The 24,799-nt window shown below is 49.4% G+C and carries 27 protein-coding genes and 1 tRNA gene; 8 read left to right on the top strand and 20 right to left on the bottom strand.

Annotation, left to right across the window (positions count from 1 at the left end; all coding sequences use genetic code 11):
- Positions 1-38: 38 nt before the first annotated feature.
- The 15 genes from AC4BAN_RS03835 to AC4BAN_RS03765 form a co-directional block, all read right to left on the bottom strand.
- On the bottom strand, positions 39-1,562 hold the full coding sequence (locus AC4BAN_RS03835) for an ArnT family glycosyltransferase (RefSeq protein ID WP_490563048.1): 1,524 nt from the start codon (positions 1,560-1,562) through the stop codon (positions 39-41).
- Positions 1,563-1,791: 229 nt separating this feature from the next.
- Positions 1,792-1,914 carry a hypothetical protein gene (locus tag AC4BAN_RS03830; protein WP_490563047.1) on the bottom strand — a complete coding sequence of 41 codons (123 nt, stop codon included), beginning with the start codon at positions 1,912-1,914 and terminating at the stop codon, positions 1,792-1,794.
- Positions 1,915-2,157: 243 nt separating this feature from the next.
- Positions 2,158-2,859 (bottom strand): CPBP family intramembrane glutamic endopeptidase, encoded by a 702-nt coding sequence (locus AC4BAN_RS03825; protein WP_490563046.1) that lies wholly within the window; start codon positions 2,857-2,859, stop codon positions 2,158-2,160.
- A gap of 55 nt (positions 2,860-2,914) precedes the next feature.
- Positions 2,915-3,505 carry a Crp/Fnr family transcriptional regulator gene (locus tag AC4BAN_RS03820; protein ID WP_490563045.1) on the bottom strand — a complete coding sequence of 197 codons (591 nt, stop codon included), beginning with the start codon at positions 3,503-3,505 and terminating at the stop codon, positions 2,915-2,917.
- A 92-nt stretch (positions 3,506-3,597) separates the two neighbouring features.
- The gene (locus AC4BAN_RS03815; RefSeq protein ID WP_490563044.1) at positions 3,598-5,208 is read right to left on the bottom strand and encodes a rhomboid family intramembrane serine protease; all 1,611 of its coding nucleotides are present in this window, start codon (positions 5,206-5,208) and stop codon (positions 3,598-3,600) included.
- A 36-nt stretch (positions 5,209-5,244) separates the two neighbouring features.
- Positions 5,245-5,604 (bottom strand): hypothetical protein, encoded by a 360-nt coding sequence (locus tag AC4BAN_RS03810; RefSeq protein WP_490563043.1) that lies wholly within the window; start codon positions 5,602-5,604, stop codon positions 5,245-5,247.
- 188 nt (positions 5,605-5,792) lie between these two features.
- Positions 5,793-5,880, bottom strand: a tRNA-Ser gene (locus AC4BAN_RS03805).
- Positions 5,881-5,950: 70 nt separating this feature from the next.
- Complete coding sequence (locus AC4BAN_RS03800) at positions 5,951-7,018, bottom strand: asparaginase (protein WP_490563042.1); 1,068 nt, start codon at positions 7,016-7,018, stop codon at positions 5,951-5,953.
- A gap of 2 nt (positions 7,019-7,020) precedes the next feature.
- Positions 7,021-7,788 (bottom strand): TatD family hydrolase, encoded by a 768-nt coding sequence (locus tag AC4BAN_RS03795; RefSeq protein ID WP_490563041.1) that lies wholly within the window; start codon positions 7,786-7,788, stop codon positions 7,021-7,023.
- A 129-nt stretch (positions 7,789-7,917) separates the two neighbouring features.
- Complete coding sequence (locus tag AC4BAN_RS03790) at positions 7,918-9,009, bottom strand: glycosyltransferase (protein ID WP_490563040.1); 1,092 nt, start codon at positions 9,007-9,009, stop codon at positions 7,918-7,920.
- A complete protein-coding gene (locus tag AC4BAN_RS03785) occupies positions 9,006-9,641 on the bottom strand; it encodes a polysaccharide deacetylase family protein (RefSeq protein ID WP_490563039.1) in 636 nt (211 codons plus the stop codon). The genes AC4BAN_RS03790 and AC4BAN_RS03785 overlap by 4 nt, the downstream gene beginning before the upstream one ends.
- A 12-nt stretch (positions 9,642-9,653) precedes the next feature.
- Entirely contained in the window at positions 9,654-10,877 is a 1,224-nt protein-coding gene (locus tag AC4BAN_RS03780; RefSeq protein ID WP_490563038.1) for a PP2C family protein-serine/threonine phosphatase, read from the bottom strand.
- A gap of 199 nt (positions 10,878-11,076) precedes the next feature.
- Positions 11,077-11,334 carry a hypothetical protein gene (locus AC4BAN_RS03775; RefSeq protein WP_490563037.1) on the bottom strand — a complete coding sequence of 86 codons (258 nt, stop codon included), beginning with the start codon at positions 11,332-11,334 and terminating at the stop codon, positions 11,077-11,079.
- Positions 11,331-12,467: a glycosyltransferase gene (locus AC4BAN_RS03770; protein ID WP_490563036.1), complete on the bottom strand. Its 1,137-nt coding sequence runs from the start codon at positions 12,465-12,467 to the stop codon at positions 11,331-11,333. Before AC4BAN_RS03770 ends, AC4BAN_RS03775 begins: the two co-directional genes overlap by 4 nt.
- Positions 12,464-13,456, bottom strand: a complete 993-nt coding sequence (locus AC4BAN_RS03765; protein ID WP_490563035.1) for a lysylphosphatidylglycerol synthase domain-containing protein — start codon at positions 13,454-13,456, stop codon at positions 12,464-12,466. The genes AC4BAN_RS03770 and AC4BAN_RS03765 overlap by 4 nt, the downstream gene beginning before the upstream one ends.
- Before the next feature lie 25 nt (positions 13,457-13,481).
- Between AC4BAN_RS03765 and ruvC the strand changes: the two genes are divergently transcribed.
- The 4 genes from ruvC to AC4BAN_RS03745 all read left to right on the top strand — a co-directional run bounded on the left by ruvC (position 13,482) and on the right by AC4BAN_RS03745 (position 16,780).
- Positions 13,482-14,054: a crossover junction endodeoxyribonuclease RuvC gene (gene ruvC / locus AC4BAN_RS03760; protein WP_490563034.1), complete on the top strand. Its 573-nt coding sequence runs from the start codon at positions 13,482-13,484 to the stop codon at positions 14,052-14,054.
- Positions 14,055-14,158: 104 nt separating this feature from the next.
- Positions 14,159-14,968 carry an MlaE family ABC transporter permease gene (locus AC4BAN_RS03755; protein ID WP_490563033.1) on the top strand — a complete coding sequence of 270 codons (810 nt, stop codon included), beginning with the start codon at positions 14,159-14,161 and terminating at the stop codon, positions 14,966-14,968.
- A gap of 6 nt (positions 14,969-14,974) precedes the next feature.
- Complete coding sequence (locus AC4BAN_RS03750; RefSeq protein WP_490563032.1) at positions 14,975-15,754, top strand: ABC transporter ATP-binding protein; 780 nt, start codon at positions 14,975-14,977, stop codon at positions 15,752-15,754.
- Entirely contained in the window at positions 15,755-16,780 is a 1,026-nt protein-coding gene (locus AC4BAN_RS03745; RefSeq protein WP_490563031.1) for an MlaD family protein, read from the top strand. It begins immediately after the preceding gene.
- Between the two features lie 87 nt (positions 16,781-16,867).
- Here AC4BAN_RS03745 and AC4BAN_RS03740 read toward each other — a convergent pair whose 3' ends face one another.
- From AC4BAN_RS03740 to rsmA, 5 genes are all read right to left on the bottom strand, one after another.
- The gene (locus tag AC4BAN_RS03740) at positions 16,868-17,266 is read right to left on the bottom strand and encodes an HIT family protein (protein WP_490563030.1); all 399 of its coding nucleotides are present in this window, start codon (positions 17,264-17,266) and stop codon (positions 16,868-16,870) included.
- Between the two features lie 3 nt (positions 17,267-17,269).
- Positions 17,270-17,743 carry a transcription elongation factor GreA gene (greA, locus tag AC4BAN_RS03735; RefSeq protein WP_490563029.1) on the bottom strand — a complete coding sequence of 158 codons (474 nt, stop codon included), beginning with the start codon at positions 17,741-17,743 and terminating at the stop codon, positions 17,270-17,272.
- 259 nt (positions 17,744-18,002) lie between these two features.
- On the bottom strand, positions 18,003-18,983 hold the full coding sequence (locus AC4BAN_RS03730) for an NAD(P)-dependent oxidoreductase (RefSeq protein WP_490563028.1): 981 nt from the start codon (positions 18,981-18,983) through the stop codon (positions 18,003-18,005).
- A gap of 150 nt (positions 18,984-19,133) precedes the next feature.
- Entirely contained in the window at positions 19,134-20,489 is a 1,356-nt protein-coding gene (gene mgtE / locus AC4BAN_RS03725; protein ID WP_490563027.1) for a magnesium transporter, read from the bottom strand.
- Positions 20,490-20,495: 6 nt separating this feature from the next.
- A complete protein-coding gene (rsmA, locus tag AC4BAN_RS03720; RefSeq protein ID WP_490563026.1) occupies positions 20,496-21,275 on the bottom strand; it encodes a 16S rRNA (adenine(1518)-N(6)/adenine(1519)-N(6))-dimethyltransferase RsmA in 780 nt (259 codons plus the stop codon).
- A 159-nt stretch (positions 21,276-21,434) separates the two neighbouring features.
- On the opposite strand from rsmA, the gene AC4BAN_RS03715 reads away from it, so the two are divergent.
- The 4 genes from AC4BAN_RS03715 to rpmF all read left to right on the top strand — a co-directional run bounded on the left by AC4BAN_RS03715 (position 21,435) and on the right by rpmF (position 24,766).
- Complete coding sequence (locus AC4BAN_RS03715; RefSeq protein WP_490563025.1) at positions 21,435-22,868, top strand: leucyl aminopeptidase family protein; 1,434 nt, start codon at positions 21,435-21,437, stop codon at positions 22,866-22,868.
- Positions 22,869-22,871: 3 nt separating this feature from the next.
- A complete protein-coding gene (gene pdxA / locus AC4BAN_RS03710; protein ID WP_490563024.1) occupies positions 22,872-23,894 on the top strand; it encodes a 4-hydroxythreonine-4-phosphate dehydrogenase PdxA in 1,023 nt (340 codons plus the stop codon).
- A gap of 77 nt (positions 23,895-23,971) precedes the next feature.
- On the top strand, positions 23,972-24,517 hold the full coding sequence (locus AC4BAN_RS03705; RefSeq protein ID WP_490563023.1) for a YceD family protein: 546 nt from the start codon (positions 23,972-23,974) through the stop codon (positions 24,515-24,517).
- 51 nt (positions 24,518-24,568) lie between these two features.
- Positions 24,569-24,766 (top strand): 50S ribosomal protein L32, encoded by a 198-nt coding sequence (rpmF, locus tag AC4BAN_RS03700; RefSeq protein ID WP_490563022.1) that lies wholly within the window; start codon positions 24,569-24,571, stop codon positions 24,764-24,766.
- Positions 24,767-24,799: the final 33 nt, after the last annotated feature.

Genomic DNA, 24,799 nt, shown 5'->3' with positions numbered 1-24,799 from the left:
AATTTGCCCCTTCATGTGTTAAGCCCACCTACAGGTGGTCAGCGTTTGTTTTTTGTTTCATTTATTTCTTGTTGAATTCTATTATTAATATTCACTTTAGCCCTTATAAAAGTATAAATGGTGGTTCGGTATTCCCTTGCAAAGGGGTTTGTTATGGAGTCCGATACGAGTGAAGTATGGAAATACGGACTGGTTTTCTCTAATTCGCTGTCCCGGCCTGTATAGCTTTTAACCCTTATCAAATGAGCATAGGGTCGGTCTAGGTTAAACCAGTTAACATAGTCTGCGTTGAAAGAGACCGCCCTGATATCCTTTTTAGTATAGTAATTGATGGCTCCGGCCTGCCCGTAGTTGTCGCAGAGCACCAGTGTTTTGCCTGGTTCGGGAAGATCCGCATAAATCTTGTCCACTTTTTGGGCCAGCTCTTTCCACCCGAGCATGTCAGCGTAGTCTTGTGGCAATACATGGTCTTTGCCGTCTTCCCATCGAAGCATTCCAAGATCCTTGTACCGCTTCTGATGTTGCAGGATATAGTCCGGGCTTTTGTTGGGAAAAGCAAAATTGTACATCGGGATAAAGAACAGAACCGGAATGGCAATGGCAATGGGTTGTAAATATCTTTTCCAGCCGCTTTTCATTAGGTTGCCAAGAAAAACCGCCCCGAAGGCGATATAAATGGGATACAGCCCGATAGCGTAGTAATCCTTCGCCTTGAAATAAACAAAAACAGCAAGCGTAAAAATAATAGCCCAGAAAAAGGCTTTATACTTATGAAAAGGTTTGTAAAATAATAAGGCATACAAGGCTGAAATGATAACAAACAAAGCGCCTATGTAGAAAAGCAGCTGCGATTTCAGAAAGCCCCACATGTCTACGTTCACTAGTTGGGTCTCAGCCAATTCTTTCAGATGATGTACAACCGGAAACTGGTTATTGTATTGCCATAAAAGATTTGGCAGGATAAGCAGCAGCCCCACTAGCATTGCCCAGTAGAGCTCCTTCTTTGCCAACAATTCACGTTGATCAGTCATTAGTAATGCCGGGAAAAGCCCTATCAGCAAGAAAACGATGTTGTACTTATTCAAAAAACCTATGGCAAACACAAGTGCTCCAACGTAAAGCCACATTGCCTTTTTTGAATTTATGTACTTTATGACAACGAAGTAAAGCGTAGTCCAGCACAGAACGTCTAATGAGTTAGGTTGATAGAGTGTATTAAGCCTGAGCAGGGCGGAAAACAAAACGCCGGTAGCTCCTAAAATCAAGGCTACTAAATTACCGTTTAGCTCTTCAATTGCTTTCCAAACGACATAAATGGTTAATGCACCAAAAAGGGCAGGGAAAAACTTAACCCAAAACAGGCCATTGCCCAGTAGCTTGATAAGGAAAGAGATCCAGGCAGTTAGGGGAGGTATGGATAAATAACCCCACGCCAGATGGTTTGCCAGGTCAAGATGGAGAAATTCATCACGCTGCAAATCATACTCAGGGCTTATCAGAATAAACTGTAAGAAAAATTTCAAGATGATAAATCCTGTTAAGATAATTGCTTTCCTTGCCATCAGGCGCTGTGCTTTAAAATTACCACCAACGGCAGTCTGACTAAAACCTCTGCTCTTTTCTTAGTTAAAGATAGTATTTTGCTGAACATTGCCCTATCGTTGATCGCCTTTATCCTTTGGCTATGACACTTTAAATTAAGCTCTTCGCGTGTTCAGGGAGCGACTGCTGGCCTGTGCCAGGGCCTTTGCGGCCATTCCCAGAAAAAGAGGTGCAAAAGCCAGGCTTCTGTTAGGTAAGGGATTCGACGAAGGCGTCGATGAATCGCATTTCGTTCTCCGGGGAAATCAGCTCCTCTAGGCTGGCCCCGCCACCGGGAGGCTCGTCGCGGTTATAGGCTTGTTTGAATTTCATAGCGTAAGGGGATATGTGTCTTCTTTACTTAGCCACTTAGCTGGACAAAATTTGCCGGAAGTTGGATGTTATTAGATAGAATGACGGTCTCATAGAAGAGCAGTAGCGGATTACAAGGTAAGTACACGTCCGGCAGTTAAAAATGTCATTATTTATATGAACTTTCAAATTAGCATTAAGCTCGCTACTGCCTTTTTACAATGTTAGCGGGTAGATTTTTATAGCTCTCAGTCGGTTTTAGGTTTATTGAAGCACCTGTAATATGGCTACCATTGCAGATAAGATTACTAACCAATGGATTACTACATTAATGTATAATTTTCTAAACAGTATATAAAGTATTCCAAAAACAATTCCCCACGCCAGAAACCACCAAAACTGGTCAATTGATTTTAAACCGTGTTGAAAAATAAAAGGAAGGGTGGCAATTCCAATAGCTAACCATTTATTGATACGATTGCTAATTAATGCTTTGATAGCAAAGCCCCTATATACTATTTCTTCGGCTAAACCCGCGACAAAGCCCATAACAATAAAGATGATCCTTGCCGTTGTAGTTTTAGGTGTAAGAGCAGCTATTGCGTTCAACTTTTCAGTATCCACGACAGCATTAGCCAAAGAAAATTCAATAAAAAGTAAAAGTGCGATGGCAAAAATAAAATAACCGCCAAAAAAGTATAAGATTCTTTTATTCTTAAAGGAAAGCCCTACATCGACCCATTCCCAACCTGCCGAAGATAGAATCTTTGAAACAAGGTATATTTGAAGTAAGTACCAGCAGATTATAATTAACCAAAATGTATTGAAAAAGTCTAATCCTAGATTGGCGATTAGGGAGCGTTTTAACAGCAAAAGAGAAATGACTGTTGCGGCAATGGGAAAACCAACGAGGACTGTAAGTGTTTTCTGAACAGGAATTGGCTTTAATGTTTCTATGTGTATCATTGCTTTGATTTTGTTAGTTCAATAAAACACAAAGTTTGGCCTTTGTTGAAACAATTCAGTTACCATTTGGTAATTGCTTAATTTTTTCCGCTCTTATTCTACTTAAGCTCTGAGGGGTAATGCCAAGATAAGATGCTAAATATTTCAATGGTGTCCTCTCAATACTTCTGTTGCTATTTAACAATTCAATGTATCGTTCCTTTGCCGACTTTGTCAAAAGGTCAATTTGTTGCTGTTGTTTCTCAATGAATGATGTTTCTGCTATAATCCTGGTAATTGTTTCTCCATAATTGCCAGTTGCTAAAGTTTGCAGGAAACTTTGATAAGGCAGATGAAAGATGGTTGAATCTTCAAAGAGCCTTACTTCGATGGGTGAAGGCTTTTGAGTTGTGAAAGACATATAATCATTTAAAAATTCATTTTCGTAGGCTATGTCAATGCAGACAAAGTTGTTTTTATTCCAAATTAGCCCACCACCACTTCCCTCAAGTATTATATTTAGGTATCTCTCTTTTGTATTAGATTCCTTTAGTATAAATTCTTTTGGATATTTTTTTACTCCACCCAAGTTTTTAAAATTTTCCCATACACGTATATCCAGTTCAATATAATTGTCGAAAAGTGCTTTTAATGCTTTTGCAATCATTATTTGAGTGTTTAGTTTACAATACTCGCTAACGGTTAGGCTTAAAGCAGGCGGAAATGCAGATGCAGGTATATAGCATAGGAAAAAGGGCTTTATGCATTTACTTTTATTCTACCTGACTCAGCCCGCTTGCTTTTAGTTGTTGTTATGTGATTTTCTTTATTTCCCCCAGTTAACTTAAATAGAATTACTCCTATAATCGCTCCACTTACTAATCCACCTATATGGGCAGCATTATCTATTCCTCCAGTAAGTCCCCACAGAAGGTTTATGATCACATAAATACCTATCATTAAAACAATTCCTTTTTTGCTTTCTTTTGAGAAAGCATTTGTAAGTAAAAGCCCCAGTATAGCTCCATACAATCCAAATATTGCACCGGAAGCCCCCACACTTATTACACTTTCATACCAATAAACACTAGCTAGGCTCCCAACTATTCCAGACAAAAAGTAGAGAATGAAATAGCTCTTTCTCCCAACTATGGGTTCGATGAATATTGCAGCTATTACAAGACCAGAAATGTTTAATATCAAATGCATTATACCACCGTGTAAGAACATGCTGGTAACCAATCGCCACCATTCACCACCAGTGGTTTCTAGTCTTCTGTTTGCTCCCCAGTCTAGTAATTCAATCCCGTTCGGTGAGGTAAAATGAACTCCTGATAGAATCATAGCTAAGAAAGCTAAGATATTTAAATTTAATATGATAGATGTTGCAAAATGGTCTCCCTTGGGAACGAGATAATTTAGCATGTCTATTATGTCATCTTGCTTTGGTTTCTCTCCTTTTTTAAGGCGTAAATATTCTACTCTACTGTATCTTGGCCAACACAAGGCAAGGAGAAAAACCGTCAGACCAATCCCAAAAGAACCAAAGATCCAAAACAACTTGTTTCCATTCCTACTTTCATAAGGTTCAGATCTTGGCTCCAAAACAACAAAACCTTCCTCAGCTTTTTGTTTTACTCTTACTTCAATGGCATAAAGGAAGTTCTGTCTGTCGTTAGAACTAGGCTTTCTTTCAAAATGGTCTAAAGCATGAAAGTTGTAACTATTCATCTTCACTACACACTCTTCATAGAAAGCTTTGTATTTCTGTTCCTTTTCTTCAGGGCTGATTTTATTACTTATTTGTTCACTGAATTTTACTCCATACCAATTTTTAGGGGTACTGGTAATCCTTTCAGTGGTGTCAGATACAATAGGTGTAACGAAATAAATATCAATGTTTAGATGTTTGTTATACTTTCCACTGGTTCTAAAGTCGGTGAATGAGCCTCCATAATAGGGAGCAACCGAAAATTCAGAAATCCGATAATACCGAACTCTTTCTTTTTGAGTGATTTCCTCAATTTTCGTTAATGTTTCAAGTTTTCCAGTTGCAGTAGTCAGATAGCTTTGGGAGGCAATTAACATCGCAACCATAGTTCCCCACGCAATAAATTGAAAGAGGGTGCGCCTTCGATCTTCGTGAGATTTAAAGGACAAGATCCTCAGCTTTTGCCTTAGCCAAAGTGTGATTGGTATCCAAGGGAAGATCAAGGGCAACCACAGTAACCAAACTTCTTCTTTGATGTCTATTACTTGAAACTGAATGGTGAATAGCCACCTAATCAACACTAGCCCAACAACAGTTCCTAAAACAACCTTAAAGAAGGTCGGTATAATGTGTTTTACTTTAATGAAGTATGATGTCATTATTTACTATTAGAATGCCACATAACGTCAGTCTGTCTAAAAACCTCTGCTCGGTTCTTGGTTAAAGATAGTGATTTGCAGATATATTGCACTAGAGAAAGGGATTTTTATACGTTGGCTATAGCCCCGCCAGCAGGTCCTAAACATGGCTTTTAGGGTCCACAACACGCTTAAAGAGGCGGCATAGCAGGCCAGCAGCCGCTCCAAGCCGACGATATTAAAGATGCGGCGCAGGTTGTAGGCCACCAGCATCAGGCCCACGTCAGCCGAGGCGCGTTCCATTCCCTGCTTGGTGAGCACGTAGCATTTAGCAAATAAAACGTGATTTTCAATCAATATGCCACAGTACCCAGAGACACGTTGTTTTGAGTTTACTGTTTGATTATAACGTGCCATTACTGGGGCATCGCTTTGTATGTCTGAGTGAAATTAACACAAGAACTGGGTAGGTTTTTTTATCATATCCTCGCTACAGGAATTGTTTGGTGCTTGTGACGAAGTGATTTTTGACGGAATTTTAACTAAAAATAAAATAAAAAAAACCCCAAATGGCTGAATATCAGCTATTTGGGGTTTTAACTCTGCAGAGAGCAAGGGATTCGAACCCTTGATACCCTTGTGAGGTATACACACTTTCCAGGCGTGCTCCTTCGACCACTCGGACAGCTCTCTATTGTGATGCAAATATAGACTATTCTGCAGCACATCTGCAAATCTGAACAGTTTATACTTTAAACTTATTCTACAGGCTTATCTCGCCGCGCAGGTTCTGGCACAGCATGGTTTGGGTCTGCGCATGGTCCAGGCCCTGCCCCAGCACAAACATTAGCTTGGTGATAGCTGCCTCCGTTGTAATGTCAGCGCCCCCGATCACACCCATGTTCAGCAGGTATTTACTCGTTTCATACTGCCCTTGTATCACCCTGCCTTCATCGCATTGCGAAACATTCAGCACATGCACGCCGCGTGCCAGGGCCTCGCGCAAGAGCTCCAGGAACCAGGGGGTGGAAGGTGCATTTCCGGATCCGAAGGTTTCCAGCACCACACCCTGTAAGCCAGGCGACTGGAGTATACTTTGTACGACCTGCTGTGTGATGCCCGGAAACAACTTCAGGATGGCTACTTTATCGCTCATGTGGCTGTGCACCCGCAAGGCCTGCTTCGGGTGCTGTAGTATGTTTTCCGGACTGTAATCGATATCAATCCCCGTTTCGGCCAGCGGCGGATAATTGTCTGATTTGAAAGCATCGAAATGGCTGCTCTCCACCTTTTTAGACCGATTGCCGCGCAGCAGCAGGTTACGGAAGTAAACACATACTTCAGGCACCATACTTTTCCCGTTCTGCCTGGTGGCGGCTATCTGTAAGGCCGTGATCAGGTTTTCGCGGGCATCGGTGCGCAGGCGCCCGATCGGTACCTGCGCGCCGGTAAAGATCACGGGCTTTTGCAGGTTCTCCAGCAAAAATCCCAGGGCCGAGGCGCTGTATGCCATCGTATCGGTGCCATGCAGGATAACGAAACCGTCATACTTCTCATAATGCTCCGCTATCAGCTTCGCAAGCATAAGCCAATCCGCCACCGATACGTTAGACGAATCAATAGCCGGCTCGATGCTGAGCACGGTGAGCAGGTAGTTAAACTGGCTTACCTCGGGCACATGGTCCAGTATCTGCGAGAAATTAAAGGGCATCAGGTGCTGCGCCTTTTTGTCAAACACCATCCCTACCGTGCCTCCGGTATAGATGATCAGGATAGAAGCCTCCGGGTTATGAGGCGGGGCGGTATTGATGTCTACTTGAACAACCTGCATGCTTATAGTTTGAAGAGGTTAAGGGCGTTGGCCGTTGTGATGGCAGCTACTTCCTCGGCAGGCTTACCCATTAGCGCGGCTACCCGGTTCGTTATCAGCGCCAGGTAAGAAGGTTCGTTTCGCTTGCCCCGGTGTGGCGCAGGCGCCAGGTAAGGGCAATCCGTTTCCAGTGTCAGGTCCCGGAGGTCCAGGTGTGGCAGCACGGCATCCAGGCCACCGTTCTTAAACGTGGAAACCCCTCCTATTCCCATCAAAAAGCCTAATTCTTTCACTTTCTCCGCCTCTTTCACCGACCCTGAAAAACAATGGAAGATTCCTGTCAAAGAACCGTCCTGGGCTTCGGATAAAATAGCATAGGTTTCATCGAAAGAATCGCGGGTATGGAGCACCAGCGGTAACTGGTGCTTTTTAGCCAGACCGATCTGCACCCGCAACGCTTCCTGCTGCTGGGGCAGCAACGCTTTGTCCCAATACAGGTCGAGGCCGCACTCGCCAACAGCAGCGAATGGCCGCTTATTGAGCCACTCCTCCACCAGATAAAGCTCCTGCTCAAAATCCTTGCCTACAGAGGTGGGGTGCAGCCCCATCATCGGGAGGCAAACCTCCGGATACTGCTGCGCGGCCTCGAGCATGGCATCGATGGAAGTATGGTCTATGTTGGGCATGTAAATGCGGCTCACCCCCTCCTGCATGGCCCGTTCCATGGCCTCGTCGCGGTCAGCGTCAAACTTCTCGGAGTATATGTGTGCGTGCGAATCAATTAAATTCATGGATCCTGTCTGCTTTATGCACGCCAGAAATCAGCGTGGCGTTTCTATTTCTGCACCTGCAAGTTAACGAATTATCGCTTAAAGCAGATACCGGTTCAAGGCTCCGGCACAAAGGGAGCAGCCAGTAAACTAGTATTTCCGGCCCTTCCAGGTGGTTTTAATCGGCAGCAGAAAAAAGATGATCAGCAACACGGAAGTAACCACCAGGTAAAGTTCGAAAATACCATACAGCCACCAGGGCGCTGATCGCCCCAGCCGTTTCAGGCAAATGCTGATGTAAAGGCTCTGCAGGCCAAGCTTTAGCGCAAAAATGCAAAGCACGGCAGTTAGCGAAGTATAAGCAAAGAAAGGCATCAACACGGGGTAATAAGCCGCGTGAATCACAAAAATAAGGGCCATGTAAAACGGCAGGTGCATGGATCCGCGCATCCAGCGTTTGCGCTGGTGCATAAACTGCACAAAACTTTCTGCGGGTGTGGAGAGGGCCAGCACGCGGGCATTGAACACATTCCGGAAGCCCCAGCCTTTGGCCAGTATTTTATTGAAGATGGCTATGTCCTCTGTAATAGAGAAAGCAATGCTCTCAAACCCGCCGACCTGCTCGTAGGCCTGCCGGCGCAGGAGCATGTTATTCCCCATGGCGGTTACGGGCAGTTTCAGGTCCGAAACCACCTGCATCAGCCCCAGTGCATAAAGCCAGTCCATGGCTTGCAGCCTCGTAAAAAGGCCTTTGCCGGTGATGGTTGTAATGCCCGTCACCACTCCTATGCCTGCTTGCAATTCCGCCAGCATCGCCCTAATCCAGCCTGTTGGCACCGCAATATCGGCATCCGTGTAAAAGAAGTAATCGCTGGTGGCATGCCTGGCCAGTTGCGCCAGCACGTTCGCTTTTCCTTTGGCCAGCCCGATGTTTTCGGTAATCGCGAAACAGGTATAGTTTGGCCTGCTCTGCGTAAAAGCTTCCACAACGGCACGCGTGTTGTCCGTGCTGGCATCGTCGCCGATCAACACCTCAATCTTGTCTTTGGGGTAATCCAGCGCTTCGATGGCCTGCAGGCACCGGACTATGGTGTGCTCCTCGTTTCGGGCGGCAATCAGGATGCTCACCATGGGGTAACCGGGTGGCAGGTTTGGAACGCGTTTACGGAAGCCGACCAGGAGTACGATCAGGATAAAGAATAAAAGGAAATAGAGTATGAAGTAGCCTACCGAGAAGATCATAGGGTCTTGAAGGTATAACCCAGGCGGGTAAAGTGTTCCAGGTAAGGCGGCAACGCAAACATCATGTTTTTCCGGGCTTTCAGGCTGTCATGAAATACGATGACGCTACCGGGCTGCGTGTGCTTTATACTTTGCAGCAGGCACTTATGTGCCCGAAGGCGCTGGTCGTAATCGTTTGTCAGCACATCCCACATCACAATCTGATACGCATCCTGTAACTGCCTGGCTTGCTTCTGGGTAATGCGCCCATAGGGTGGCCTGAAAAGTGGTTTTGGACCATCAGCCGGAATATATGCCGCCAGTATCTGCTGGCATAAGGCCACATTCTGCACATAGGCATTTTCATTTGTTTGCCACCCGTTCAGGTGATGAAACGTATGGTTAGCCAGCCTGTGCCCCTGCTGCCTGATCTGCGCTGCTATTTCGGGGTGCTTCCGTACGTTTTCGCCCACACAAAAGAAAGTTGCCTTTGCCCGGTAGCGCGCCAGTTGCTCCAGCACCCAAGGCGTAACCTCAGGAATGGGGCCATCGTCAAAGGTCAGGTACAAGGTCTTCTCCTCTGTTTCCAGGTGCCAGGTATACTTTGGCCAGAGGGTTTTCAGTAACCACGGAGTTTTGAAAAGGCGAATCACAAAAGGCTACACTTACTTAAACCTGCAAGATAGCAGGGTGATGTCGTCATTTAACCTGGCCTCCTCGTTGTATAGGTTTATTTCGCGCAACAGCTGCAAGTGGAGCATTTTAGAGCTAAGATAGCGGTTGCGCTGTAAAAACTCGATCGTACCCTCAATGCCGAACTCTGCCTCATCTTCGTCGAAGACCTCGGTTAAGCCATCGGTATAGCAAAGCAGCACCGATTTTTCAGGCACATGAATACGGGTGACAGACATAAAGGGGAGCACATCGAACACGCCCAGCATGGTGCAGCCTTCGTTTAGCAGGCGGTGCGTGTTATCCTCGTGCAGCAGGATAGGTGCATTGTGGCCGGCGTTCACAAAGCTTAACTCCCTGGTTTTGCGGTTATAAAGGGCCAGGAAAGTGGTGATGAATTTCTCGGCGATCGCGTTGCGGTAGATCAGGTTGTTTAGTTCTGCCACCACCACGTTCAGGTCTGCTGTCTGCCGCAGGATCGTGCGCAGCCCTGCCTGAAAATTTGACATCAACAGGGAGGCCGGCACGCCTTTGCCCGACACATCGGCCACGCAAAACACAAAGTTATCGGCGTCAATCTCTATGAAGTCATAATAATCGCCCCCAATGGAGGAATGGGGAATGTAACTGGCGTGGATGGTCACATCCTTGTCGTTGGGCAGTGACTTTGGGAAAAGCATGGACTGAACCTCCCGGGCAATCTCAATTTCGCGCCGGATGGATTCCTGGGCCAGCCGCTGGCGAACCATTTTGTGGTTTTCGATGGCCACCAACATAATGTTACTGACTGTCTGCACAAAATTCAGGGCTTCCAGGTTGGTGTAGTAAGGCTGTATCTTCCCGATCATCACGAAGGCAAGTACTTTGCCATTGTGAAAAATAGGAATCACGATCTCAAAGGTGCGCCATTTCTTGTCTACCTGCAGCTTGCTTGTTCGGGTAATGGCCTTCAGGGCCAGGATCTCCTCCGGCAACTCGTGCTTCTTAAAATCCTGCTCGGTTCCAAAGCAAACTTTGCAATCCCACTCTTCATCGTGCACAAACAGTACCAGGCGGCTGATCTGTAGCTGTGCCAGCAACGTAAAGCGGTAGATTTTGAACAGCGCCCCCTCTGGCATGTTATCATTGATTGCCTTCGTTATCTCAAGCAAGGCCGATAGCTCCAGTTTCTTCAGGTTTAGTTCCTGTTGTGTGTTGGGTACGGTTATGTCTGACATTTGAAACTCGATCTTATTAGGTTTTTTGTGTCCGGATGCTCCTTTTTAGCGTGTAACTACCAGTTGACAGCTGCTACCATGTACACTGAGTAAAAGTAATAAAAAAAGAACAGCACATGCAGTCCTTCACTAAAAACTGAACAAGCCGCCAAAGCAGTTTTAACACCCCAACTAACAAGGCCAGGAAATGTTTTGTAACCTAAATGGAGTTATGCACCACCAGACCGGCTTTGGTGGCCAGATAATAGAAATTGTGGCACTGCTCCCGGAAATGCGCTTCGTCGTACTCGTGCTCGGTTTCCTGGTCCGGGTAAAGGATTTTAACGTAGCCCTGCCTGATCAGCGCCTGCAGGGCGGTACAGATCTCAGGGTCTGTAAGGGACAAGGTACTCTTAAGGTCGGAGTAAGCCGTGACAAAGTACAGTTCGTCGAGTATGTCAAATTCGTGTTCACTCATGTGTTTCGGATCGATCTTCCTTTCCAATTATATCGGCCAAACAAGCCCAGCAGCCCTGTGCTAACCACATAGGGAATGTATACCAGTTGTAGCGGGAAAATGTGCCAGAGGTACTTTCTCCTTCCCAGAAAACGGAGTATGCGTTCTAAAAATAAGAAATCTATGACAAACTTAATAGCATAGGCCGCCACTATTACAAACAGCGACAGCTTTCCAAACAGGAAATAAGGTATGCTCAGGAAGAGCATCAGGTTAACCAGGAACACCGCCAGCGCTACCAACTGCACATGCAGACTCTGATAGGCCTTCCATTTACTCGCCCACCTTACACGCTGTGACATAAAGGATATCAGCGTTTTACGTGCCTCTGTATAAACGATCGCTTTACTGCTTTTCAGAAAAACAGCTTTACCCGGAAAATGCCGGTTCACCTTGTGCAGCAGGAACTCATCGTCGCCGCTGGCCACCTGCTCGTTACCGGTAAAGCCGCCTACCTTCTCAAATACATCTTTGGTATAAGCCAGGTTTGCCCCGTTGCACATGTTTGGCCTCGCCAATGCCAGCGAGGCCCCTCCTATGCCTATCAGACTGGAAAACTCAACCAGCTGCATCCGCTCGAAGGTGGAATGCGTATGATGAAAGCACACCGGCCCACTTATGAAGTAGGGATGCTTGGTTTCGTAAGTATACGCGTACTGCAAAAGCCATTCCGGGCCTACCCGGCAATCGCCGTCCGTCAGCACCAGCAGCTCCCCCCGCGCCTGCGCCACCCCCTGCTTCACAGCCCCTTTTTTCAGGTGCAGCCCCTGGCTATCACGGAGTGGTAACACGCTTAAAATCATTGTGGAACCTGCCTTATACTCCTGTATTAGTTTAACCGTATTATCGCTGGAGTGATCGTCCACCACGATTACCTCATAAAGCGATTTAGGATAAACCTGTGCCTCCAGGTCCTGGAGCAACGCTACGATATGCGCTGCTTCGTTGCGGACAGCGATGATGACAGAAAGGCGGCAGGTGGGCAAATATGCGGGAGGGGCATCTACGGCGGGCAGCCGGCACCAGGCCACCCAGCGGCGCAATACCACCCAGCCATACACCAAAAGCGATATGCCCAGCAGGCCCAACATCATGCCGTTACTCCCTTTCGGGCGGCAAAGCGCAAACGCAACACAAAGATCAGGCCCACCGCACTGGGCACCGCAATGTTGAGCAGCCACAGGCTCAGGCTGGCGCTAAGCACCTGCAGCCTGGCCTGCCCCAGTAACCCAAACAAGTACATGGCCGACAGCTCCCGCACCCCAAGGTCAGAGAGCAGGCTCACAGACGGCACCACGGATTTGAGGAAGAATGTACCCGACACCCCGCACATGTACTCCGACAGGTTCAACTGCACCCCGAAAAGAATGAGCAGCAAGACAAACTGCACCAGAAAAACGATGTAGCGCCCCAACGAAAGCCAGAGCAACCGTGTGATCTCCTTTTTAGAGTACAGCCCCATTACGGAGATATAGCGGACAAGGGAACGCAGAGGCTTTATAGCAGCCACCACAGCCACCATGGCTTTAGCATGGTAGAGTAACAGCAGCGTAGCCCCACACAGCACCAGCAGCAAAAGCAGCACACTCGCCGCCACAGCCGGGTAGCTGTGCCAATAGAAACGGAAAATGAAATAGGAAAGCCCTACCGACCCCGCCAGCACCGTCGCCACCAGCTGGCAGTACCTCCCGATAAAAATTGCCCCGATAGCCTCCAGCCTTTTCTGGCTTTTGAGCTCCAGCACACGCCCGGCATAATCACCAAGGCGGTTGGGGGTGATAAAACCCAGGGTAAGGCCAACCATCACCGCGCGGTATGCCCGGGCATAGGAAATGGGCTCCAGTTTTTTGCCCAACAACTGCCACTTGCGGGCCTCAAAACCCCAGTTAACGGGTATCAGCAGGGCAGCGTAGCCCAGCAGCATCACGAGCGGACTATCCAGGGCACTCCTTAAAATCGCCCCCCATGTCAGAAAAGTATCCGGGGCAAAAGAAATAGTGTGGTAGAGCAAGTACAGCGTGAGCAGCAGCACCAGCAATTTGCCGGTGAGCAAAAGGAATTTCCTGTTACGGTTAATGTTCAAGATATTGTTTTAATTTTGTAGCCTTATGGTTTACTCTTCTGCACTTCCCCCGCATAAACTGATTCTTGGCATAGATCCCGGCACCCAGGTAATGGGCTATGGCCTGATAGAAGTTACTGGTTCTAAAGTACAAGTGGTGCAGTACGGTGTCATCCACCTCAAGAGCTACAGCAACCACGCCGTCAAGTTAAAGAAAATTTTTGACCGGATGATACAGCTCATCGACGAGTACCTGCCCGATGAGCTGGCCATAGAGTCGCCTTTTTTCGGCGTGAATGTGCAAAGCATGCTAAAACTGGGGCGCGCCCAGGGCGTGGCCATTGCCGCAGCCCTGTCGCGCGACATCCCGTATGTGGAGTATGCCCCCAAAAAAGTAAAACAGTCGGTTACAGGCAACGGCAACGCCTCTAAAGAACAGGTGGCCAGCATGCTGGTCCAGATCCTCAAGATTCAGCCGGACCCCAAGCTGCACGACGCCACCGATGCCCTTGGGGTGGCGCTTTGCCACCATTACCAGAAGGGCAACAACGCCAGGCAGGGCGGCAAGTCCTGGAAAAGCTTCCTGACCGACAACCCCGACAGGCTGTCGGGCAAATAAATCTCCTGCTGCTTTTAAACCGTATGAGGTTGTACCTGTTTTAGATACTCCTTTTGCCAATTATATAGTAGCTTTGCATACGGATTGGTATTCAACCGGCTTTCATGAACCACGATAACGACAACACGAAAAGTACCCGCACGTATGTAACCACCCGAAGGCTCGATAAAATATTCGCTGAGCTGGCCAGGGTGTTCGCCTTTAACATGCGTTTTTTCAAGGAGGTGTTTGTGCCCCCTTACGAGTTCAAGGAGATCATCCGGCAGTGTTACGAAATCGGCGTGCGCTCTCTCCCGCTTATCTCCCTGACCGGTTTTATCATTGGCATCGTGTTCACCAACCAGTCCCGGCCATCTTTGGCGGGCTTTGGGGCTACCTCGCTCCTGCCTGCCCTGATCTCGGTGGCCATTGTGCGGGCTATGGCCCCTTTGGTTACGGCCATCATAGCGGCGGGCCGCGTTGGCTCCAATATCGGCGCCGAGCTGGGCTCGATGCGGGTAACCGAACAGATTGATGCCATGGAGGTGTCGGCCACCAACCCCTTTAAGTTTCTGGTGGTAAGCAGGGTGCTGGCTACCACTTTCATGATCCCGGCATTAACCATGTACACTACCTTTGTGGCGCTGATGGGGGGGTATGTGAATGTGCACCAGAACGAGCTCACCAGCCTGACCACTTTCTTCACACAGGTTTTTGACGCCATCACCTTCCTCGACATCGTTTCCTCGTCCATCAAATCAGTGGTTTTTGGGTTCACGATCGGTATGGTAGGCTGCTACAAGGGCTACCACTCCTCCAAAGGAACAGAAGGCGTGGGCAAGGCGGCAAACTCATCTGTGGTAACCGCCATGTTCCTTGTTTTTATCGAGGAACTGCTGATCCTCCAGATCGTTAACGCCATTAGAGTAGTGTAAGGCCTTATGCTGAAGAAAGAGGAAAACCCCAAGATCGACCGAAGCAAAAACGTGATCTCTATCAAAGGCTTAAAGAAGGCCTTTGATGATTTTGAAGTGCTGAAGGGCGTAGACCTGGACCTGTACAAAGGGGAGAACCTGGTGGTGCTGGGCCGGTCAGGCACCGGAAAATCAGTATTGATCAAAATCATCTCTGGTCTGCTTAGCCCGGATGAGGGCTCGGTGAACGTGTTGGGCGAGAACGTGGCCCAGCTTTCACCGAAGGAGCTGGACCAGTTGCGCCTCAAGATCGGGTTCTCTTTTCAGAACAGCGCCCTTTACGACAGCATGACGGTAAAGGAAAATCTGGAGTTCCCGCTGGTCAGGCACTCCAAGCAAATGACGCAGCGCGACCGCGACCGTATCATCGACATTGTACTGGAGGCCGTGGGGCTATCACAGACCTTGCACCAGATGCCGGCAGAACTTTCCGGGGGGCAGCGCAAGCGCATCGGCATCGCCCGCACCCTGATCCTGAAACCGGAGATCATGCTCTACGACGAGCCAACCGCCGGCCTGGACCCGACCACAAGTATGGAGATCAACAAGCTGATTAATGAGGTGCAGCGCCGTTTCAACACTTCCTCCATCATCATTACCCACGACCTTACCTGTGCCCGCTCCGTAGGCGACAGAGTGGTGATGCTGCTTGACGGGCAGTTTCAGCGGGAGGGTACGTTTGATGAAGTGTTCGCGACAGACGATGCGCGGGTACAAGCTTTTTACAATTATAATTTTATAGACTAGATGAGTACTGCAGATAATAAACGCGCCGTAATGGTGGGCATTTTCGTTTTACTGGGCATTGTAATTCTGGTAGCAGGCATTTTTACCCTGGCAGGGCAACAGAAGCGCTTTATCAGTACCATCGCCATTAAGGCTGTGTTCGATGACGTGGGAGGCCTGAAGGCGGGAAACAACGTGTGGTTCTCGGGCGTGAAGATCGGCACGATCAAATCAATCAGACTCTCCGGCGACTCCAAAGTAGAGGTGACCATGGGTATCGAGCAGAGCGCGCAGCAGTATATCCGCGAGAACTCCGTGGCCCGTATCAGCTCAGAGAGCTTTATCGGCAACAAGAACATCGTGATAGAAGGGGGCACGCAATCGGCCAGTCCTGTGGAAGACGGTGAGGTGCTCAGGGCCATTAACCCCCTAAACACAGACGATCTGATGGAAACCCTGCAAAAGAACAACAAGAACCTGGCGGCTATCACCACTGACTTCAAACAACTCTCCGCTAAAATCGTGCGGGGCGAGGGCACGGTTGGCGCCATCCTGACCGACACGGTGCTGGCCGATAATTTCCGGGCCATGGTGGCCAACTTGCAGCGCGCCTCCCAAAATGCCGCACAGGCCTCCAGCGAACTCACAAGGTTCTCGGCCAAGCTCAACAACCCCTCCGGCCTGGCCAACCAGGTGGCAACAGACACCGTGGTTTACAGCCGGCTTAAAACATCCATGGCCCAGTTAAAGGAAGCTACAAGCGCGGCTTCTGTGATGATGGAGAACCTGCAGGAAACAACGTCCAGGCTCGGAGACAAGAACAATGCGACCGGGGTATTGCTGGCCGACGAAGAATTTGCCCGGCAGCTGAAGAGTACCATGCGCAACCTGGAGACCAGTACGCAGAAGTTCGATGAGAACATGGAAGCGCTGCAAAGCAACTTCCTGCTGCGCGGTTTCTTTAAGAAGCAGGCCAAGCAGGAAGCCAAAGAGCAACTGGAGAAAGAGCTCGAGGAAAAGCAGAAGCCTACGGATCAACAGCAATAAAGTATAAACCGTAACTTGTTTGGCAAGCATGAAAAAGGGCTGACAAATTTAATTTGTCAGCCCTTTTTCATCTACCTACGGCAGAAATCACATGTGATACTCCGATCTTATTTTTTCGGCCACTGCCTCAAATTCTTCCTTGCTGAAATCCTTTTTGTTTGCAAAGTTCATGTCCGCCATGCTGTTTAACGGGATCAGGTGCACATGGGCATGCGGCACCTCCAAACCCACCACGGCTACCCCAACCCGCTCACAAGGCACGGCCCTGCGTATGGCTTTGGCCACTTCTTTGGCAAACAGCATCAGGCCTTTGTAAAGCTCATCGTCCAGATCGAAGATATAATCTGTTTGCTGCTTCGGAATGACTAAGGTGTGGCCTGCTGTGGTAGGATGCACATCCAGGAAAGCCAGGTAACGATCGCTTTCCGCAATTTTATAGGCGGGTATCTCTCCCTTCACAATCTTAGTAAATATCGAAGCTTCCATGGTTTAGCGGCTTATTTCCAGAATCTCAAACTGAATTTTACCGGCTGGGATCGTTATCTCGGCAACATCGCCAACCGATTTGCCCAACAAGCCCTTGCCGATCGGCGACTTCACGGAGATCTTGCCTGCTGCCAAGTCGGCCTCCTCTTCGGCCACCAAAGTATAATTTACTACCATGTCGTTCTTAAGGTTCTTGATTTTTACCTTCGACAGGATCAGGGCTTTGCTGGCATCCAGGTGTGTTTCGTCGATCAGGCGGGCATTGCCCACGATCTCCTCCATTTTTGCGATCTTCAGCTCCAGGTGTCCCTGCGCATCCTTTGCGGCGTCGTACTCGGCGTTCTCGCTCAGGTCGCCTTTGTCGCGGGCCTCGGCTAGCTGGTGCGCCACCTGCGACCTGCCCTTGGTTTTCAACTCAGCCAGCTCGTCCTTTAGTTTTTTTAAGCCCTCAGCGGTGTAATATGATATGTTGCTCATAATCAGTGTCCACGATTTAAAACACAAAAACAAAGAGAACGGCTATGGCATGCATAACCGTTCTCTTTGCCAAATATGTAACTTTATTTACTTCTTTCCCAATAAGGCAGTGTTTATGTTTTAAACACATATACCCGTACGCATAACACCTGCCAAGTAAGCTGCCCTAAGCAAGAGCCACGCACTATCATGTTTGGTGTATAGGCAAATATACACATTTAGTAACACAAGTAGCAAGATGTTTTCCTGGTAAAAAAGGCTACTTACCCAGCAGTTCCCTTATTTTTTTTACCAGTACCTCGTTAATTTTCACATACGATTCATGCGTCCAGCCGGCAATGTGCGGGGTGAGGATCACATTGGGCGCGTTGGCCAGAAAGTGAAAGCTCTCCTGCTGATGCGCGGTTAAGGTGTGCATTTTCTCGTTTTCCAGCACATCCAGCGCGGCCCCTTTCAACTTCCCGGTTTTGAGGTGCCGCACCAACGCCCCTTGCTGCACCACATCCCCCCTGGAAGTATTCAGAAACCATATAGGGTGTACGAACGCGCTGAAAAATGCATCGTCAGCAAAGGCAATATTCTCTTGCATGGAGGGGATATGTAGACTGACCACTTCAGCGGTGGCCTGCAGCTCCGCTAAGGATACGGCTTTTACGGGGGCCGTTATTTTATCGGGCGCAAAGCGGTCGTAAGCGATCAGGCGGCAACCGAAACCACTCAGCAAACGGGCAAAGCTTTGCCCCATGTTGCCAAACCCGATGATGCCTACCGTTTTGCCGCCCAGCTCCTCTCCTCTGTTCGCTTCCCGCTGCCATACTTTGTCGCGCACCTGCCTGTCGCTGCGGGCAACGTTTCGGAGCAGGGCCAGTAAAATGCCGAGCGTAAATTCCCCTACCGCCTGGCTGTTGCCTTCATTTGCCGCCACAAGCGCAATATTCATGTCTTGTAGTGCCTGCTCGTCAATGTTATCCACCCCTGCCCCTGCCCTGGCCACAAACCGCAGCCTGTCAGCCTGCTTCAGGGTGTCGGCAGTAATGCGCATTTTGCTTCGCACTATCAACCCTGTCGCGCCTACAAGTGCCTTGCCTACTTCGGCTGGCGCAATAGCCGGCCGGTAGTCTGCCTGCACGCCGATGCTTTCCAGCAACGGGAAAAGACTTGGGTGCATCTCATCGATAATCAGCACCACCGGCTTTGCCTGCCCCTGGCTGCTGCGAACTGTAGTTTCAGACGATTTCACTTGCTTATTGGCTGTGGAGAGGTTAAAGCTGCTTGACTGAAAAAGGTAACCCTTGTTAAGGCTAAGGCACAAAACAACCTACTGAAGCGCATTTTTAAGGGTACGACGCCTTGTTGGTATGTCCAGAACACAAACACTTGCCTTGCAAGTTTAGAGGCTATACAACAGATGCGCCACGCCAAAATAAATGGTGATCCCGAGCAGGTCGTTGGCCGTGGTGATAAATGGACCGGCAGCCACGGCAGGATTGATGCCGAATTTATCCAGGATCATGGGGGTTACGGTACCCAGAATAGAGGCCAGCATCACCACAGAGAACAAAGCTGTTGCCACCACGATCGAAATAATCAGGTCCTGCCGGAACAGGTACGTAAAACTGAACACCAGCACCGAAATGATCAGGGCATTGAGCAGGGCCACCAATACGAGTTTGAACAAACGTTGCGCGAAGTTCTCAAACATCACCGCATTAGAGGAGAGCGTCTGGATGATGATGGATGAAGACTGTATACCCACATTTCCCCCTGTGGCCGTAATCAGCGGCACGAAAAGGGCCAGGGCCGGCAACAGGGCAATATCTTTCTCAAAGAAACCCATGAAATGCGCGGCCAGCAAACCTCCCACCATGCCAATGATGAGCCAGGGCAAACGGGAGCGCGAAATACGGAACACGCTGTCATCCTCCTCCACGTTCTCTGAGATACCCGTCATCAACTGGCGGCTGAGTTCAGCCTGCTCCTGCATCACGTCTACCACGTCATCAATGGTGATGCGGCCCAGCAGGCGCCCCTGAATATTCACCACTGGTATGGCTTCCAGGTCATACTTCTGCATCACGTTCACCACTTCATTCTCGTCCCGGAACGATTCGATGGAGATCACATCGGGGTTGTAGATGTCCTTTACAAACTTATTGTCCTTCGAGAGCAGGAGCGCTTTCACACTCACGCGCCCTACCAGCGTGTCGCGGTTATCCACCACATACACGGTGTAAATGCGCGACACATCCTCCGCCTGCCTTCTGATTTCCTCAATGCACTGGGTTACGCTCCAGTTCAGGTTCACCTTGATCAGTTCCTTGGCCATCAGACCACCGGCGCAGTCCTCCTCGTAATGCAAAAGGTCCAGAATGTCCTCGGCCTTCTCCTCGTTGTCAATCAGGGCCAGCACCTCTTCCCTCGACTGCACCGAAAGCTCGTTGAGAATATCCACGGCGTCATCGGAGTGCATCAGGTTCACATAGCGGGCAATCTCGGCACTGGTAAAGTACTCCAGAAAGTCTGTGCGGATGTCGTAGTCCAGATCGCTGAGGATCTCTGCCCCTATCTCGGGCGGCAGCAGGTCCATCACGTACTTCGACTCGTTGGTATCCAACTCGTAGAGCACCGTGGTGATATCAGCCGGGTGCATCTCACCCATCGTTGTCAGGATAAAGTCTTTGTCCTGGCGCCCGATGGCCTCCTCTGCCTGCTCTATAAACTCACGTGTTATCTCTATCTGCTGCATCACTTGTTACATATGCTGCGCTACCAGCTGGGTCAAATCAATAAAATCCTGCACTGAAAGTTGCTCGGCCCGCTTGTCGAAAACAGGCTGCGCGGTGATTTCAGGGGGCAAGTTAAAACTTCGGAGTGAGTTACGAAGGGTTTTGCGCCGGGTTCCAAAACTTAATTTCACAACCTGCTTAAAAAGCTTCTCGTCGCAGGCCAGTTTCTTCACTTCGTTGCGCAGCAGGCTGATTACCGCCGACTGCACTTTTGGCTTGGGGTGGAACACGTGCTCGCTTACTGTAAACTTATACTCGATGGTATAGAACGCCTGCAGCAGCACACTCAGAATGCCGTAGGTCTTAGAGCCCGGCGGCGCCGCGATCCGTAGTGCCACCTCTTTCTGGATCATGCACACCACTTCGGGCACCACATCGCGGTGCTCCAGCACCTTAAAAAAGATCTGGCTGGAGATGTTGTACGGAAAATTGCCGATAATGGCAAAAGGACCGGGGAAAAGCTGGCTCAGATCCGTTTTCAGAAAGTCGGCGGAAATGATGCGCTCCTGCAACTGCGGGAAATGCTCCTGCAGGTAGGCAATCGACTCCCTGTCAATGTCTATCACCGTGGTCGTGTACTTGGGGTGCTGCAGCAGGTACTGCGTCAGCACGCCCATGCCTGCGCCAATCTCCAGTACATCCTTAACGCCGCCAGGCAGGGTGAGCTGCTCCACGATTTTGATGGCGATGTTCTGGTCTACCAGAAAGTGCTGGCCCAGGTGTTTTTTTGGTTTTACATTCCCCACGTTTCCTAAGTTAAAGGCTGATGATCAGAAAGTATACTTTTCGGCGCAATCCCGTTAAACTTAAATTGTATGGCTAACGGAATTCCTGCGCCGGCAGGCCATACTTTCACTTTACGTATTATACTTACTATATTGCAACCTCAAAGATACAAACGACAGATGCCAACACAACTTAAATACGACACAAGCTTCGCTAAAAATACCGATCTGGTGCTAATCATGGCCAAAGACCAGGTAGAACAGCTGCAGGAACTGCAGCCAGAGGAGCAGAACTATGTGCAACAGCAGGTGCAGCAGGATGCAAAACTCATCGCCCTGAACCGCTATTCGCACCGCATTTACGTGGTAGTGGCCCCTGAAGCCAAAACCAGCGACCTGAAAAACGAGGCGCTGCGCCAGGCTGGCCACAAGCTGCTCCAGCAGCTCAAGACAGACAAGGCGACACATATTGCCATACTGGATAAAACGAATGCTGAAGCCAGCTTATACCTGGCCGAGGGCCTGTACCTGAGCAACTACCAATACCAGAAGCACAAGACGAAGGACGCCAAGCCCAACGCGCTGCATACCATTACCATAGCCGACGCGCAGCTAAACGAGCAGCAGGTGCAGGAGTTGGCCAATGTACTGGAAGCCGTTTACCGGGTGCGCGACCTGATCAACGAGCCGCACAGCCACCAGTCGGCCACCCAGTTCAGTGAGCAGCTGGACAGCCTGGCGCAGGAAGCCGGCTTTAACCTCGAGGTGCTGGACCTGATTAAGATTCAGTCGCTAAAAATGGGCGGACTGATTGCCGTGAACCAGGGCAGCGAAGAACCTGCCACCTTTAACATTATGGAGTGGAAGCCCGACAATGCCAAAAACGCCAAGCCGTATGTGCTGGTGGGCAAAGGGGTGGTATACGACACCGGCGGGCTAAGCCTGAAGCCTACGCCCCAGTCCATGGACTACATGAAGTCTGACATGGCCGGCGCCGCCGCCGTGACGGGTGTGCTGTACGCGGCCGCTAAAAACAAGCTTCCCCTCCACATCATCGGCCTTATTCCGGCCACCGACAACCGCCCCGGCGGCGATGCCGTGGCCCCCGGCGATGTGATCACCATGCACAACGGCATGACGGTGGAAGTAATGAACACCGACGCGGAGGGCCGCCTGATACTGGCCGATGCGCTGAGCTTCGCTAAAAAGTATGATCCCGAGCTGGTGTTCGACCTGGCCACCCTGACGGGCTCTGCCATGCGGGCAGTGGGCAAAGAGGGCCTGGCGGCGATGGGTACGGCAGGCGAAGAAACGATGAACGACATCAAAAAAGCGGGTAACCAAGTGCATGAGCGCATTGTGGAGTTTCCGCTATGGGACGAGTATAAAAAACAGCTGGACTCTGACATTGCCGACCTGAAGAACATTGGCGGCGCTGACGCAGGCCATATCACGGCAGGAAAGTTCCTGGAGGCATTCACCAACTACCCATGGGTGCACTTCGACATTGCCGGCACTGCCTATCTGCACAGCGAAGACTCCTACCGCGGCAAAATGGCCACGGGTTCGGGTGTACGCCTGGTTTATACTTTCCTTAGCTCCCTGGTCAACTAAAAAATGGATACGAAACATAAGATAAAATTAGGCATCAGCATAGGCGACACCAATGGCATCGGTCCGGAAGTGGTTGTGAAAACGCTTTCAGACCAGCGTGTGCTCAACTTTTGTACGCCTGTGCTTTATGCCAGCCCTGCCCTACTGAACCGGGTGCGCAAAGCACTGAGCGCCGAGCATTTCTTTTACCAGCCCGTTGATGATGCCGCTTCACTGGTGCCGCACAAGGTAAACCTGATCACTTGCTGGGACAATGAATTGGATGTGGACCCGGGCACGCCTTCGCCGGAATCAGGCAAGGCCTCGCTCGACTCGCTGCTGGCGGCCAGCAAAGACCTGAAAGCGGGCTTGCTGGACGGCCTGGTGACGGCCCCTATCAACAAGGACAACATACAGGCCGAGAATTTCAACTTCCCGGGGCACACAGAATTCCTTACCTCCTACTTTGAGGCACCTGAAAGCCTGATGCTGCTGGTTAGCGAAGACTTGCGCGTGGCAACCGTAACGGGGCATATGCCCTTAAAGGACGTGGCGGGTAAACTAACCGAAGAACTCCTGATACGCAAGATGACCATCCTGCTGGAGTCGCTTAAGCAGGATTTTGGCATCTTGAAGCCACGCATTGCCATACTGGGGCTTAACCCCCACGCCGGCGAGGGAGGCCTGCTGGGTACCGAGGACCGGAACATTATCAGGCCGGCCGTGCTGCACATGAAAGAGCGGGGCCACCTGGTGTTCGGCCCCTATCCGGCAGACGGCTTTTTTGGCATGCGCCAATACCGGCAGGTAGACGCTGTGCTGGCCATGTACCACGACCAGGGCCTGATTCCTTTCAAAACTTTAGCCTTTGAAAGCGGCGTGAATTATACGGCCGGGTTGCCGATTGTGCGCACCTCACCTGACCACGGAACGGCCTATGATATTGCTACTAAACACATTGCAAATGAAACCTCTTTCAGGGAAGCCTTGTTTCTGGCCTGCGACATTATAAAGCGGCGCATTACGCAGCAGGTGGCTGCTATATAATAATGTCTTAATAACGTCAGGTATTTTTTTTATCAGAAATATCTCCTAATTTTGCGTCTTGCAATAAAAAGTCGGTTGTGAAAAAGTTAAAGGAGTATGAAATCGGCATCGCCAAGCTTAGCAATAAGAAGCACTCGTATGAGTTTGCGATGGATGATGCCTTTTTTGCTCTTTTTGAAGACGAGATCGTATCCGGGGGCAAGTTGCAGGCAAGCGTGGAACTCGACAAAACAGACACGCTCCTTACGTTTGACATCGCAATCAAAGGCCAGGTTCGCCTCACCTGCGACAGAAGCCTGGATGAATTCGATCATCCGGTTCATGTACAGGAGGTATTCCGCGTGAAGTATGGCGACGAGGACATGGAACTGTCCGAGGACCTGTGGCAGATCACCAGTGGCACGCAGTCGATCAACATCGCGCAGCACCTGCATGATTACATCATCCTGTCCTTGCCCATGAAAAAGCTGCACCCGCGTTACCTGGAGCAGTTGGATGAGAAGGAGGAAGAAAGTGAGGGGGACATCCTGATCTATACTTCGCAGCGCGAGGGAGACAGGGAGGATGACGACGAGGACGAGGATTCCGATCCGCGTTGGGATGCCCTCAAGAACCTGAATTAAAGAGTATTAAAAGAATAAAGTATAAACTAGCAAGTAAATTTTTATTTAAAAATGGCACATCCTAAACGTAAGATTTCGAAGACCAGAAGAGATAAGAGAAGAACTCATTATAAACTCACTGAGAAAGCTATCGCAATCTGCCCTACTACAGACACGCCTCACCTTTTCCACCACGCATATGTGGTTGATGGCGACCTGTTCCACAAAGGCAAGTTGGCTATCAAAAATTATACAACGAACGCCCTGTAAGCAATAGCCTGCTTCATTTAAAGTTCTCTATAA

Source organism: Pontibacter sp. GD13 (assembly GCF_058216355.1).
The sequence above is the reverse complement of the archived record's forward strand: the minus strand, read 5'-3'. Positions and strand labels throughout refer to the sequence as shown.